Below are 14,018 nucleotides of genomic sequence, written 5' to 3' on the forward strand. Positions count from 1 at the left end.
CACCACGAAACCACCCTTCGCGCCGACCGGCACGATCACCGCGTTCTTCACCGCCTGCGCCTTCACCAGACCCAGAATCTCGGTCCGGAAATCCTCCAACCGATCCGACCACCGCAAACCACCACGCGCCACCGCGCCGAACCGCAGATGCACACCCTCCACCCGCGGCGAATACACGAAGATCTCGTACTTCGGCCGCGGCTGCGGCAGTTCGGCGATCGCCTGCGGTTCCACCTTCACCGAGATGAAATCCCGGGGAGCGCCGTCGGCATCGGTGACGTAGTAGTTGGTGCGCAGGGTGGCGCGGATCAGTCCGAGGATGGCCCGCAGGATACGGTCCGCGTCCAGGCTCACGACCTGATCGATCCGCTCGTGCAGGCGCTCTTCGAGCTCGGCGGCCTGTTCGGTGGAGTGGCTGTCCGGATCGAACCGGGCGGTGAACAACTGCGCGAACAGTTTCGCCGCATCCGGATAGGTGTGCAGAACCCGGGCGATATTGACCTGGCTGTACGGGAAACCGGCCTGCTGCAGGTACTTGGCGTAGGTCCGCAGCACAGCGACCGCCCGCCAGGACAGTCCGGCCCGCAGTACCAGCTCGTTCAGGCCGTCGGCTTCGGCCCGGCCGTACCAGAGCGCGTCGAAGGCGGCGGTGAACCGGTCGCGCACCCGGTCGGCGGCGCCCTTACCTTTGGGCGCCACGAGCGTATCGGGGGCCACCTCCAGCAATTCGGCGTCGAGATCCTGGTCGAGGGCGCCGTGCAGCAGTTCATGGCTCGCCAGCAGGCCGAAATCGTAGATCCAGCGTTCCTCGGCGTCATGGCCGTCGCGTTCCCGCCTGATCCGGTACGGGCGTTCGTCGAGCACCTCGACCCCGAGGCTCTGCAAGACGGGAAGTACCTGGCTCAGCGAGATGCCGGAGCCGCCGATGTACAGGGTGAAACGCCAGGACCCCGCCGGCGCGCCGGCCACCCGGTACAGGTGCTGATCGATACTTCCCGGCCGCAACCGCTCCAGGCGATCGATGTCGGCCAGCGCGCGCCGGGCGCTGAAATCCTGTTTGTACCCTTCGGGGAACGCCTCGCAGTAGCGGCGCACGATCCGCGGATCGAGCACCGTCGACGCGTTCACGGCGTCGTTGAGATGGTCGTCCCAGGTGCGGCTGGCTTCGGCGAGCAGGTTCTGGATCCGCCGCCGTTCGTCCTCGGCGATCTCCTCGGCCGCTCCCACCGGTTCGGTGGTGTCGGCACCCGGCATCCGGATGGTGAAGTAGACGCTGGCGAGTTCGCTTTCGCTCACCCGGGCGGAGTAGTCGATCGACGCGCCGCCGAGCTCCCGGACCAGGATGTCCTGCATTTCCAGGCGGACAGCGGTGGTGTAGCGGTCACGGGGCAGATACACCATGGCGGCGACGAACCGGCCGTAGGGATCGACCCGCAGGAACAAGCGCACCTGCCGCCGCAGACCGACATTGAGTACCGCGGTGGTCGTCCGGCGCAGGGTCGCGGCGTCGGAGGAGAACAGCTCGGTGCGCGGAAAGCCCTGCATCACTTCGAGCATGGCCTGACCGGAGAAAGAGTCGAGGTCGAATCCGCTGTCGGTGATGGCGGTGCGGACCCGTCGGCCCACCACCGGTATGTCCAAAACGTTCTCGTGTAGCGCGGTGACCGTGAAGACACCGACGAACAGGTGCTCGCCCCGGACCCGGCCCTCGCTGTCCAGATCGGCGACGCCGATGTAGTACGGGTACACCGCGCGCTGCATGGTGACCGGGATGAGACCCTGGGTCATCCGCAGCAGCGGCCGGGCACCCGCGGTAATGGGTACCTGGAAACCGGTCGCGGTACCCGGGTGCAGTACGCCCAGTTCGGAATCGGCCACCGGGATCGGCAGTTCCGCGCCCGGCTCGAGCCGGTAGCGCGCGTATCCCAGCATGGTGAAATTGTCGTCGGCCAGCCACCGCAGCAGGCGTGCGCAGTCGGCCGGTTCGATATCGGCCTCGGCCGCGGCCGCGGAATCGCCGGCCTGTTCCAGCCGGGACGCCAATTCGCCGACGATGGCGTGGATCGCCTCGGTATCGTTGCTCACCTGGCGCACGTCCTTGATGACGTCCGGTACGGCGGCGGCGATCTCGTCGAGCAGCTGCGCGCTCGTCGCCGGGTGCAGTTGCAGGTGGATCCAGGATTCACGACCGTCTCCGGTGCCGTTGCGCCGCAGATCGGCCTCGTGCAGGCGAGCCGCGGTGAGGGTGCCTCCGGTATCCCGTTCCACCGTGAAGATGGGATGGATGACCTCGCTGATCGTGGCGCCCATCCGGCCGAAGAGTGCGGTCACCGAATCGACCAGCATGGGCATATCGTCGGTCACGATCTGCACCGCGGCGCCCAGCCCGGACCCGTCGTCGGGGTGGTGGACCCGGACCAGGCCCTGACCCGGTTGCCGGGTCAGGGCCAGTGTCAGATGGGCACGGAAGGTCAGGGTGGGTGCGGTGATCTCACAATCGGCGTCATCGGTCTCGACATGCCGGAAATAGCCGGCCTCCAAGGCACCGAGACCGGCGCGTAGCGTGTCCGGCAGCTCGGCAGCCCATGCCTCACTGGACAATTCGGACGAGACCGTCATTTCCCACTCCCTTGAATCCGGTTTTTCTCGGACACACCGACACCGACCCCGAGGGTAGACCCGAAGCCGGGCAGCGGGAAAAGTCTCGCGGCGTTACCCGCGGGTCAGCTTGCGATGTGTTACTCGATGCGGCCGTGCGGCTTCCGGGCCGAGGCGCTCGATCTTGTTGGCCTCGTAGGCTTCGAAGTTGCCCTCGAACCAGAACCATGCGGCCTCGTTGTCGGCGTCACCTTCCCAAGCGAGGATATGCGTACAGGTGCGGTCCAGGAACCACCTGTCGTGGGAAATGACCACGGCACAGCCCGGGAACTGCTCCAATGCGTTCTCCAGCGACCCGAGCGTTTCGACGTCGAGGTCGTTGGTGGGCTCATCGAGCAGGATCAGGTTTCCGCCCTGCTTCAGGGTGAGCGCCAGGTTCAACCGGTTGCGTTCACCACCGGAGAGCACCCCGGCCGGCTTCTGCTGGTCCGGGCCTTTGAACCCGAAAGCACTCACATAGGCCCGCGACGGCATCTCCTGCTGGCCCACTTCGATGTAGTCGAGCCCGTCCGAAACCACCTGCCATACGGTCTTGCCGGGGTCGATACCGGCGCGGGACTGGTCGACATAGCTGAGCTTGACGGTCTCGCCGACCTTCACCGTGCCGCTGTCCGGCTGCTCGAGGCCCACAATGGTCTTGAACAGCGTGGTCTTACCGACACCGTTGGGCCCGATGACGCCCACGATGCCGTTGCGCGGCAGAGTGAACGACAGGTCCTTGATCAGCTGGCGGTCACCGAAGCCCTTGTCCAGGTGTTCGACCTCGACCACCACGCTGCCCAGGCGCGGGCCGGCCGGAATCTGGATCTCCTCGAAGTCCAGCTTCCGCATCTTCTCCGCCTCGGCGGCCATCTCCTCGTAGCGGCCCAGTCGCGCCTTGTTCTTCGCCTGACGTGCCTTGGCGCCCGAGCGGACCCAGGCGAGTTCGTCCTTGAGCCGCTTCTGCAGCTTCTGATCCTTCTTGCCCTGTACCGCGAGCCGCTCGGCCTTCTTCTCCAGATAGGTGGAGTAGTTGCCCTCGTAGCCGATGGCCCGGCCCCGGTCGAGTTCGAGAATCCAGCCGGCGACGTTGTCGAGGAAATACCGGTCGTGGGTGACCGCCAGGACGGCGCCCGGGTACTGCGCGAGGAACTGTTCGAGCCAGAGCACGCTCTCGGCGTCGAGATGGTTGGTAGGCTCGTCGAGCAGCAGCAGGTCGGGTTTGCTGAGCAGCAGTTTGCACAGAGCCACCCGGCGGCGTTCACCACCGGAGAGGTTGGTCACCGGCTCGTCCGGCGGCGGGCAGCGCAGCGCGTCCATCGCCTGCTCCAGCTGGGAGTCCAGATCCCAGGCGTCGGCGTGGTCGAGCTCCTCCTGCAATTTGCCCATTTCGTCCATGAGCTCGTCGGAATAATCGGTGGCCATGAGTTCGGCGATCTCGTTGAACCGGTCGAGCTTGACCTTTATCTCGCCGAGACCCTCCTCGACATTGCCGCGGACGGTCTTCTCCTCGTTCAGCGGCGGCTCCTGCTGCAGGATCCCGACCGTGGCGCCCGGCGCGAGAAAGGCCTCGCCGTTATTCGGCTGGTCCAATCCGGCCATGATCTTCAGGACGCTGGATTTACCGGCGCCGTTCGGACCGACAACGCCGATCTTGGCGCCGGGAAGGAAGTTCAAGGTGACATCGTCGAGCACGACCTTGTCGCCGTGCGCCTTACGAACCTTCTTCATTTGGTAGATGAACTCAGCCATAGCGATCACCCTATCCGTCAAACATCGGTGCGGTTTCACACGTCGGCGTTCACGGGCTCCTCGTCGCGCGCCGACTGCTCCACCATCGGATCGTTCTTCTCCCCCACCACCCCCGTCCGGGCAGTCGCAGCGCCGGAACCGGCGGATATATTCCCGGTCGTCGCCGGGTGCCCGGTCCGTCGGCGCTCCACCCGGGCGGTGCAGCGGGTGAGGTCCGGCCCCAGGGTATGCGCTCGCATCTCCAGATCGCGTCGCTGGGCACCCTCCCGGGTCTGGTACTCGTTCGACCGCAGTTGCCCGTGCACGATCACCGGATCGCCCCGGTGGATCGACGTGTCCACCCCGGCCACCAGCCGCCGCCAGCAGCTCACCGTGAGAAAGAGTGTCCCGTTGTCCACCCATTCACCGGTTTCACGATCGAACCGCCGCGCGGTGCTGGCCAGCCGGAAGCTCAGCATGTGCTCCCCGCCTGGCAGCTCTCTTTTCACCGGCTCGGTCACCACCGTACCGACCACGGTCGCCACTGCTTCGTACATTTCCACCCCTCCGTTCGCCCGGTGACTCCGGGGACGTACTCATCGTCGACGGTGCGGCGGGAGGTTGGTGAGCGCGAATCGAATCTGTGGACAATTCGCGCGCAACCCGGCGTTTGTGGAAAGAGCAGCAGCCGGATTCAGCGGCCGGCGGCCGCCATGGCGGCGGCGATATCCCGCCGCGAGCGCACGCCGAGTTTGGCCAGAATGCTGGACACATGTGATTGGACGGTCCGTCGCGACAGGAACATGTGCGCCGCGATATCAGCGTTCGAGCAACCACCGGCCACCTGGACCGCAACGGATCGTTCGGTATCGGTCAGCGACGCCCAGCCCGTTTTCGGGCGATTACGCGGGCCTCGCACGCCGCGGCGGATCCCGTAACGCCGGATCCTGGCCACTGCGCGAGCGGTATCCCACGTAGCACCCAGCCGGGTGTACAGCTGGACGGCGGATTCGAGCGCGTCCCGCGCGTCGGCGCCGCGACCGCCCGCGGCCAGCACGATCGCGGCGTTTTCGTAGGCCTGGGCTTCGTAGAGCGGCCAATCACAACCCGCGAACTCCCGCGCGGCGGCAAAAAGCGCGTCGGGGTCTCGGTCGGCCAGCCCACGGCACAACTGCGCGATACCCGAGCGGGACGAGGTCCGCTGCCTGGCCACCAGCTCGTCGGCCGCCGTTCGCGCGCCGTGCAGCGCCGCCGCCTCGCCTGTGTCGAAGGCCAGGCGGGCGATATCGGGCAGGATGTAATGCAGCGTCGAGGCGCTCATACCTGCGTCGAGCTTCGCGTGGGTGTCGACGAGCAGCCGCAGCGCCGGTTCCGGGTGGCCCCTGGCCTCATGGGCCAAAGCCGTGACCCATGGTTGCATGTACCCGTATCCGGCGGTGCCCAAGCGGTCGTCCGGGACGAGCGCGTCGCCGGGCGGGGGCGCGCCCCGGTGCATCCCGATCAAGGCCATCACGCTGTGGGCGACGGGGCTGTAACCGAGCACATCGGCGGCCTCCAGGCATGCCCGGCACTCCGCGATCGCCTCGTCCCAACGGCCATTGAGCAGGAACAGGCGCGCTTTGGCCAGGAGGTTGGGGGCCAGATAGACCCCGTGCATCCGGCGGTTGTGGCCGATGGCGGCCTGCAGGGCCTCCACGGCCGCGGCCGGGCGGTCGAGCTCGATCAGGCAGTGCGCGTACAGCACATACGGATCGATCTGGTCCGAGCCGGCACCGTCCTGCAATACCGTGAGCGACTCGGTACTGATCTCCAGCGCCTCGTCGAGATACCCCTGGGTGTAGCGCACGGCACCGAGCGCCATCAGCCCGTACCCGGCGGCCAGGGAATTGCCCGACTGCCGCCCCAGAGCGATTGCGCGCCGACCGGCCTGTTCGGCATCGGCGAACCGTTCCAGGAAGAAATTGTCCAGCGCGCACAGGCCCAGGAAACGCGCCGCGTCGGAATCGTCGAGGTCCAGAGTGTTCAGCGCGTTCTCGGCTACTCCGACGGCCTCGGCCAATCGTCCCTGGGCATGGCACACCTGGGCGAGCAACCAGCGCAGCCCCGGGTCGTCGGCGTGCTCAGGCCGGTGCCGCAACGCCACTCGCAGTGTCGCCTCGGCCTGCTCGGTCCGGCCGTTCCACAACAGCGCGCGAGTCCGCATCCGGATCAGGGCGGCACGAGTCGCCGTATCGAGCCCGACTGTATCGACTATGCGGGTCAGCAGGCGCATTGCCAGTTCCGGGGCGCGCACGATCAGCGCGTCGGATACCGAGAGCAGCCACTGCAGACTCCCCGGGTCGAGTTCCCGGCCCCCGATCGAGAGGTAATAGGCCACCCGTTCTATCGGTGCGCCCGTGGTCTGCAGCACCCGCCCGGCCCGGCGCAACAGGTCCGAGCGCAGGGAGGCGGGTAGTCGCTCCGCGAGCACATGCCTGATCAGATCATGGCGGAAGGCGAGCTCGGAATCGACCATGGTGAGAAGTCCGGCGTCCGTCGCCTCGGTCACCGCGCTCCACACTTCCATGATGTGGCCGTCGAGCACTGCGGCGAGTTCCACGACATCGACCTTCGGGCCCAATGCCGCGGCCATGGGCAACAGATCGCGAGTCGGCCGCGACAGCGACTCGACCCGGTGCCAGATCGCCTCGGCCAGAGAGCCCTGCTGCGGCGCGGAACCGGTCGCGGGTTTCCCGCCCCCGGCGTCCAGCAAAGACGCGGCCACCAGTTCCGTGATGTGCAGCGGATGCCCGTACGCTCCGGCGACCTGGCGTAACAGCGCCGGCGGCGGCGCCGCGCCGATCATTTCCCGGACCATGGTCGCCGTCGCGACATCGGGTAGCGCGCCCAGCCGGATCGTGGCAGCGGCGCAGGCGGTCAGCGTGGCGGTCAGCACCGCGAAGGCCGGATCGGAGGGGAGGGGGCGAGTCGCCAACACCAGCGCCAGCGGCAGCCGATCGGCGAGCGTGCACAAGCGGTGCAACACGGCAAGACTGGAACGGTCCGCCCAGTGGACGTCGTCGAGCAACAATGCGACAGGTTGCTCGGCGCACCAGGCGCGGATCTGTTCGAGCAGGAGTTCGGCGAGGGCGAACTCGTGGGTGGCCGCGGCGTCTCCGGCCTGTTCCGCGCCGTCGAGCAGGGTCCGGATCGGATCGGAATCGGCGGATGGGTCCCCGGTGCCGAGCCAGGTGTCCAATGCGGCGAACGGGACATCCTGCTGGTGTTCGCTCGCGCGACTCGTCCGCACCTGCAGTCCCAGTTCGGCGAACTGCCGGGCGGCGGCACCGAGCAGCGTGGTCTTGCCGATGCCGGCTTCGCCCTCCACCAGAACGACAGCCCCGCGCCCCGATACCGCGGTACGTCCACACGAAACCAGAGCCGCGACCTCGGTGTCGCGACCGACGAACACTGTCGCGAGAGATTGCTGCACTTGCGTCAGTTTAAGCATTCGGACCGGGGCATGCTTGAACGCACCACAGGTGAGCCCTGTGATCTCCCTCCACCCACCGGTGCGAAACGCCGCTCAGCGTGTCAGAGCACCGGTAGTTCGGTATTCGCGCCGCACAGGACCACCACCGGCCGCTCCCCCTCACGCGGTACATAGGCACCGCTGAGAATCGCTGCCAGGGCCACCGCACCGGACAGTTCGACGACGATCCTGAACTCCCGCCACAGAAAGTCCCGCGCGTCGGTGATCGCGTCATCGGACACCAGCGCCGACCGTATGCCGTAGCGCCGGGTCACATCGAGAGCGATCTCGCCGATCCGCGAGGCACCCAGAGCGTCAGCGGTGATACTGGACACCTCCACATCGACCGGCTTCCCGGCGGCCAGCGCGGAGTTCAGCGTCGGAATCCCCTCGGGCTCCACGCCCACTATCTCCCGGCGGCGCCCGCCGGCGGCGGCGATCCCGCCGATCAACCCCCCGCCGCCGACCGCGACGAGGATCGGCGGCCGGCCACGGACCTGCTCCTCGATCTCCAGTTCGATCACCCCGGCCCCCGCCACCACCGCGGGCAGATCGTAGGCGTGCAGCTGCAATGCCCCACGTTCGGCGGTGATCTCACAGGCATGCTCGTAGGCCTCGGCATAGGTGGTTCCGTGCCAGCGCACCTCGGCGCCGTGCGACCACATGGCGGCGACCTTGGTGTGCGGCGCCGATTCGGGGACCACCACCGTGCAGGTCTTGCCCAGCCCGGCCGCTGCCAGCGCCGCCGCGATCCCCGCATTGCCGCCCGAGGCGATGACCACATGTTCGGGACACACCCGTTCCGACAGCAGCGCGTTGTAGCTGCCGCGCACCTTGAAGGTCCCCCCGTGCTGGAGATACTCGAGCTTCAGGGTGACCGGGACGGGCCCGCCCGGCCCGGGTACGGCGGTGTGGAAGACGGGGGTCTTGCGAATACGTCCGGTCAGTCGCCGACGCGCCGCCCGCACATCCGACCGGTAGATACGTCGGAGCGGCGGCACGGCTGTCAGCGGGATTTTCTGCTCGGTCATCTACCTACTTGCCCGATCTCGCTTGGCCAATTCGGCGAACATGGCATTGTGCGCGGCCAATTCCGCGTCGTCGTCGCGTTCGGCGGCGCGGTCGGTGCGCCGGGCCAGCCGCGCATCGCTGCGCGACCACTGGATCAGCAGCGCCAGCATCACCACGACCAGCGGTACCTCACCGGTTGCCCACGCCAGACTGCCGCCCGTGCGCTGATCGCCCAGCAGATCGATATGCCAGCCCAGGTCCAGACTGCGATAGAACCAGCCGGCCAGCACCGTGCTCATGCCCATCAACACGACCCCGAAGAAGGCGTGGAAGGGCAGCGAGCCGAACACCATGGCCAGCCTGGTCAGCGGCTCCACCCGCCGCGGCTTGGGGTCGATCCCGATCACCACCCAGTAGAAGAGGTAGCCACTGAGCAGGAAGTGCAGGTTCATCAGCAGATGCGCGGTATGGGAATCGGCGAAGGTGTCGAAGATCCCGCCCAGGTACAGCGCGTAGAAACCGGCCACGAACAGGACCGAGGCCACGATCGGCTGGGTGAGGAATCGGGAGACCGGGTTGTGCACGGCCGCCAGGATCCATTCCCGGGGGCCCGGGGCGCTGTCGCGACCGGCCGGCGGCAGCGCGCGCAACGCCAGCGTGACCACGCCACCGAGGGCCAGCAGGATCGGGGTCAGCATCGACAGCGCCATATGCGCGCCCATATGCACGCTGAACATGGCGGGCGCGTACCTGCCGACGCCCGAGGAGGTCGTGAACAGCAACACAGCACAGCCGAGCAGCCACGCGACGGTCCGGCCGGCCGGCCAGACGTCACCGCGCGCCCGCAACCGCCGCACGCCCAGCAGATAGAGCACTGCCAGCACGACGGCGAGCGTGCCGAAGATCAGGTCGAAACGCCAGTCGAAGAGCAGCCGCGCCACTGTGGGGGGCCCGTCCAGGTTGTAGCCGAGTTCGACCTCCATCGGGGTGGGCACGCTCGTCGGCGCGGGCGGCGGGGTCCGGCCCAGTCCCACCGCCAAGCCCATGGTCGCGGCGAAGACGAGCAGCTCGACACTCGCGAAACGGATGAGCGCGCGCCGGTCGCCGGGATCGGCGGCCAGCGCCGGGAGCGCCGCGCGCCGCTGGAACCAGCCGAAGACGCCGAGGATTACCAGGGCGGCGGCCTTGGCCAGCACCAGCCGGCCGTAGGTACTGGTGAACAGCTCGCCCCAGGGCACCCGCACCCACGAGTTGGCCACGCCGCTGACCGCCAGCACCACGAAGGACACCAGGGCCACCCCGGAAAAACGTCGTGCCGCCAGCGCCGTATGAGTGCCGTCGCTCAGCACATGGGCCAGCAGCGCGCCGAGTCCACCGACCCAGACCGCCGCGGCGACGAGGTGCAGGATCAGACTGTTGGTGGCCACATCGTGGGCGCCGCCGGATGCGGAATGCCCGGTCAGCGCCAGCGGCATCATCACCGCGACCGACGCGCCGAACAGCACCGGCGTCCAGCCCCAGCGCAGGGCCAGCCGGCAGGCGATCGCCAGCAGTAGAGCTCCGATCGCGGTCAGCCGCCAGGTACCGGCGAGTTCGATCTCGCCGGCCACCCCCCACAAATCCTGAGGGGCCAGGATCTCGGTGACCGGCCGGCCGGTGCTGTCGGAAACGGTCAGTGGTACCAGGAGCGCGGCGCATACCGCCCAGGCCACCGCCGAGCTCGATGCCCGCCGCACCGCACGGTAACCCCCCGTGTCGAGCAGACCCCCACGCTGCGGCGGCACGAGAAAAGCCGCCAAGAGCAGCGACCCCACCGTGAATGCCGCGAAGAGATCCGCCAGGGCCCGGACCGCGGGCAGACCGTAGGTGGTCAGCGGACCGGGATCGGGAATACCCAGCAAGCTCAGCGCCTGGGCGGCAGACAGGCCCACCACCAGCATCGATACCAATGCGGCGAGCGCCGCGGCGAACACGGTCAGCACCGCCGGGACGACCGCCGAGCCACTGGGCCGACCGGCCTTTGTAGCGGGTTCGGCGGCGGGAGCCTGGGCTGACGACATAGGTTCGAGAGTAGTTCGACGGGCACCGTTCGGCCCGCCGGGGCTGTTTCCGGGCAGCCCGAATAAGACGATCAGGGCGATCGCTACACTTTTCAGCTGGACAGCGCGGCCGTTGTCCGCCATGGTGGAACCACTGCCTCCGTAGCTCAGTTGGATAGAGCAAGGGCCTTCTAATCCCTAGGTCGCAGGTTCGATTCCTGCCGGGGGCGCTCCACCCACCCGACTGAGCTGTTCGGTCCAGTCGGAGTGGGTGTACCCCCTCCGGCGAGCGCCAAACACGTAATCCTGGTAGGCGAAACCTCCGCCTCCGCTCCGGCCGTGCGCGACCACATGCACACCCACCGCCCCCACCACCCACCATCACCCACCTCGGCGAAACCTGTGCATTCGCCCGGTCCCTGCGCGGGCTGCGGGCGGGCTACGCGCGGTAGCGCCATCTAGGGTGTCGGGAATGGGTTTGCCTTCGCCTACCGCCGAGAGCCGCGCCGTCGTGACCGGCGCTTCGTCCGGAATCGGAACCGCACTGGCCACCGAACTGGCCCGCCGGGGTCATTCGCTCATCCTGGTCGCGCGCCGCGGCGAGATTCTCGATGAGCTGGCCGCCCGCCTGACTCGCGATCACGGGATCACCGCGGAAGTCCGCGCCGTCGATCTCGCCGACCGGGCGCAGCGGGCTCCACTCACCGAGGAACTCGCCGGCCGCGATATCTCGATCCTCTGCAACAACGCGGGGATCGCGACCTTCGGACCCCTGTCCGCTCTCGATCCCGCCTACGAACGCGATCAGCTGGAGTTGAACGCCGTCGCCGTCCACGACCTGACCCTTGCCGTGCTGCCCGCGATGCTGGCACGACGGGCCGGCGGGATTCTGGTCAGCGGTTCGGCGGCCGGGAATATGCCCATTCCCAACAACGCCACCTACGCGGCGAGCAAAGCCTTCGCCAACACCTTCGCCGAATCGCTGCGGGGGGAGCTGAAGGGTTCCGGCGTACACATCACCCTGCTCGCCCCGGGCCCGGTGCGTACCGAAACCCCGGATCCCGCCGACGCCTCCCTGGTCGACCGTATGGTCCCCGATTTCCTCTGGGTGTCCTCGGAATACACGGCCCGGATCTCGATCGACGCGCTGGCCCGCAACAAGATGCGGGTGGTGCCCGGGCTGATCGGGAAGGGTATGAGCGCCGCCGGCAACTACGGGCCCAGGGCGGTCACCGCGCCGATCGCGGGCGCGTTCTACAAGAAGCTCGGCGGTTGACCGGGCCCCGTCCGGAGACTTCCCACACGGAGCGGGTGGCGATTGCGCTCGGCGGGTGGCGGCGCTGATTAGGGTGGTGCGGGTGTCGGACAAATTAGTGGTGTGGATGGATTGTGAGATGACCGGGCTCGACCTGGTCACCGACAAGCTGATCGAGGTGGCCGCCCTGGTGACCGACAGCGATCTGAACGTTCTCGGTGACGGGGTGGATATCGTCATCCACGCCGACGACGAGGCGCTCGCCGCGATGCCCGAGGTGGTTGCGGAGATGCACGCACGGTCCGGCCTCACCGAAGAAGTGCGGCGCTCCACGGTCACCCTCGCCGAGGCCGAACAGCAGGTACTCGACTATGTGAAGCAGTACGCACCCACTGCCCGGATGGTTCCCCTGGCCGGTAATTCCATCGCCACCGATCGCGGTTTCATCGCCCGGGACATGCCGGCGCTGGACGCGCACCTGCACTATCGGATGATCGATGTCAGCTCGATCAAGGAACTGTGCCGGCGCTGGTACCCGCGGATCTATTTCGGCCAGCCCGAGAAGGGTCTGGCCCATCGCGCGCTCGCCGATATTCAGGAATCCATCCGGGAACTCGAGTACTACCGGCGCACTGCCTTCGTCCCCGCACCGGGGCCCTCGACGGCAGAGATCTCCGCGATCGCCGCCGAGGTCAGCGCCGGTCCCGCGGGAGGAGCCGACGGCGGTACGCCCGGACCGGGATAAGGCCCGGTGACCGGCACACCGGTAACCGATTGGCTTGTGAAGGGGTAGACGCGCTACTATCTAGGCCGCCGGTGCAAAACCGGAAATGGTGAGTGTAGTTCAGTTGGTAGAGCACCAGGTTGTGATCCTGGCTGTCGCGGGTTCGAGTCCCGTCACTCACCCTGGAAAGCCCGAGGGCCCTATTGGGTCCTCGGGCTTTTTCGTTCGGCCGGTAGTGGTCTCAGGCCTCGGTTTTACCCGTATCGACCGCGGGCGGGGGCGCCACCTCGTCGCGGGCGCCCTGATCCAGGCGGAAGGGCGGGTATTCGTCGCGGAGCAGCGAGCCGTAGGCCTGCACCCGCAGGATCCACCGGTTGATTCCCATCACGAAATCGAACAACCCCTGCGAATAACGTGCCGCGAACAGCAGCCCGACGAGGGCGACGAAGGTCAGCACACCGATCAGCGGGATACCCGCGGCACTGGCCGTGGTGTCGGCGTCGTCGAAGTCGACCAGCCAGGCGGCACCGGTCATACCGCCGATGATCAGATAGTGCGGAATGGCCAGCAGCCACCATTTCACCAGCACCAGCCCGCGATGCAGCGTGGGCGGGTAGTCGATGTCCAGATCCGCCGCGTAGTCGTCGTCGCGGGACAGGGAGAACGGCGGATATCTGTCGGTGCCGGCCGGCGACCAGGCATAGAAGCCGACACGCCACGACCACCGCATGACCCCGACGCTGTAGTCGAACAGGGCCCGAGGGTATCTGCCGGTGAACAGGATCGCGAAGAACGCGATCACCGTCACCACGGCATAACCGATGTGCAGGAAGAACAGAACTATGTAGTGCGGAACGGCGAGAAGCCATTTCACGATCCACATCCAGCGCGACAGCGCGGGGTCCAGATCGCCGCGAACTCGGACCGGGTAACCGGCGGGAGCAGGCATTGTGATCAACGCTCCTTCGAGGGTGCTGGCCCGGCCGACCCAACCGGCTCGGCCGCCCCTCAATTGTGAGCTATCACACACATTTTCGTGCTCTTCCCGCCGTACCGACACGGCATCGAGATCAACCGGCCGCTCGGCCGGCCACCGACCCCGCCGGGCGC

9 protein-coding genes and 2 tRNA genes are annotated in these 14,018 nt (G+C 67.6%); 4 read left to right on the forward strand and 7 right to left on the reverse strand.

Annotation, left to right across the window (positions count from 1 at the left end; genetic code table 11):
* The 6 genes from NS4_RS18165 to NS4_RS18190 form a co-directional block, all read right to left on the reverse strand.
* Positions 1 to 2,619: NAD-glutamate dehydrogenase domain-containing protein (locus tag NS4_RS18165; RefSeq protein ID WP_174552108.1), on the reverse strand; the 2,619-nt coding region annotated here is incomplete at its 3' end.
* 93 nt (positions 2,620 to 2,712) lie between these two features.
* Complete coding sequence (gene ettA / locus NS4_RS18170; protein WP_063060726.1) at positions 2,713 to 4,389, reverse strand: energy-dependent translational throttle protein EttA; 1,677 nt, start codon at positions 4,387 to 4,389, stop codon at positions 2,713 to 2,715.
* A 35-nt stretch (positions 4,390 to 4,424) separates the two neighbouring features.
* Positions 4,425 to 4,925, reverse strand: a complete 501-nt coding sequence (locus NS4_RS18175; protein ID WP_084487475.1) for a single-stranded DNA-binding protein — start codon at positions 4,923 to 4,925, stop codon at positions 4,425 to 4,427.
* Between the two features lie 137 nt (positions 4,926 to 5,062).
* A complete protein-coding gene (locus tag NS4_RS18180) occupies positions 5,063 to 7,840 on the reverse strand; it encodes a helix-turn-helix transcriptional regulator (protein ID WP_063060727.1) in 2,778 nt (925 codons plus the stop codon).
* 101 nt (positions 7,841 to 7,941) lie between these two features.
* Positions 7,942 to 8,910 (reverse strand): threonine/serine dehydratase, encoded by a 969-nt coding sequence (locus NS4_RS18185; protein ID WP_063060728.1) that lies wholly within the window; start codon positions 8,908 to 8,910, stop codon positions 7,942 to 7,944.
* Positions 8,911 to 10,950 (reverse strand): bifunctional copper resistance protein CopD/cytochrome c oxidase assembly protein, encoded by a 2,040-nt coding sequence (locus NS4_RS18190; protein WP_063060729.1) that lies wholly within the window; start codon positions 10,948 to 10,950, stop codon positions 8,911 to 8,913.
* A gap of 135 nt (positions 10,951 to 11,085) precedes the next feature.
* On the opposite strand from NS4_RS18190, the gene NS4_RS18195 reads away from it, so the two are divergent.
* The 4 genes from NS4_RS18195 (at position 11,086) to NS4_RS18210 (ending at position 13,090) form a co-directional block, all read left to right on the forward strand.
* A tRNA-Arg gene (locus tag NS4_RS18195) sits at positions 11,086 to 11,159 on the forward strand.
* A 242-nt stretch (positions 11,160 to 11,401) separates the two neighbouring features.
* Positions 11,402 to 12,205, forward strand: a complete 804-nt coding sequence (gene cmrA, locus NS4_RS18200; RefSeq protein WP_063060730.1) for a mycolate reductase — start codon at positions 11,402 to 11,404, stop codon at positions 12,203 to 12,205.
* Positions 12,206 to 12,287: 82 nt separating this feature from the next.
* On the forward strand, positions 12,288 to 12,929 hold the full coding sequence (gene orn / locus NS4_RS18205; RefSeq protein ID WP_063060840.1) for an oligoribonuclease: 642 nt from the start codon (positions 12,288 to 12,290) through the stop codon (positions 12,927 to 12,929).
* An 88-nt stretch (positions 12,930 to 13,017) separates the two neighbouring features.
* Positions 13,018 to 13,090, forward strand: a tRNA-His gene (locus NS4_RS18210).
* Positions 13,091 to 13,149: 59 nt separating this feature from the next.
* On the opposite strand, the gene NS4_RS18215 is transcribed toward NS4_RS18210, so the two are convergent.
* Positions 13,150 to 13,857 carry a DUF4389 domain-containing protein gene (locus tag NS4_RS18215; RefSeq protein WP_063060731.1) on the reverse strand — a complete coding sequence of 236 codons (708 nt, stop codon included), beginning with the start codon at positions 13,855 to 13,857 and terminating at the stop codon, positions 13,150 to 13,152.
* Positions 13,858 to 14,018: the final 161 nt, after the last annotated feature.

This window comes from Nocardia sienata NBRC 100364 (assembly GCF_001613205.1).
Lineage (GTDB): Bacteria > Actinomycetota > Actinomycetes > Mycobacteriales > Mycobacteriaceae > Nocardia > Nocardia sienata.

Coding starts and splice junctions, on each gene's coding strand:
- ettA (WP_063060726.1), bottom strand. CDS start 4,389: ATGGCTGAGTTCATCTACCAAATGAAGAAGGTTCGTAAGGCGCACGGC.
- NS4_RS18175 (WP_084487475.1), bottom strand. CDS start 4,925: ATGTACGAAGCAGTGGCGACCGTGGTCGGTACGGTGGTGACCGAGCCG.
- NS4_RS18185 (WP_063060728.1), bottom strand. CDS start 8,910: ATGACCGAGCAGAAAATCCCGCTGACAGCCGTGCCGCCGCTCCGACGT.
- NS4_RS18190 (WP_063060729.1), bottom strand. CDS start 10,950: ATGTCGTCAGCCCAGGCTCCCGCCGCCGAACCCGCTACAAAGGCCGGT.
- cmrA (WP_063060730.1), top strand. CDS start 11,402: ATGGGTTTGCCTTCGCCTACCGCCGAGAGCCGCGCCGTCGTGACCGGC.
- NS4_RS18215 (WP_063060731.1), bottom strand. CDS start 13,857: ATGCCTGCTCCCGCCGGTTACCCGGTCCGAGTTCGCGGCGATCTGGAC.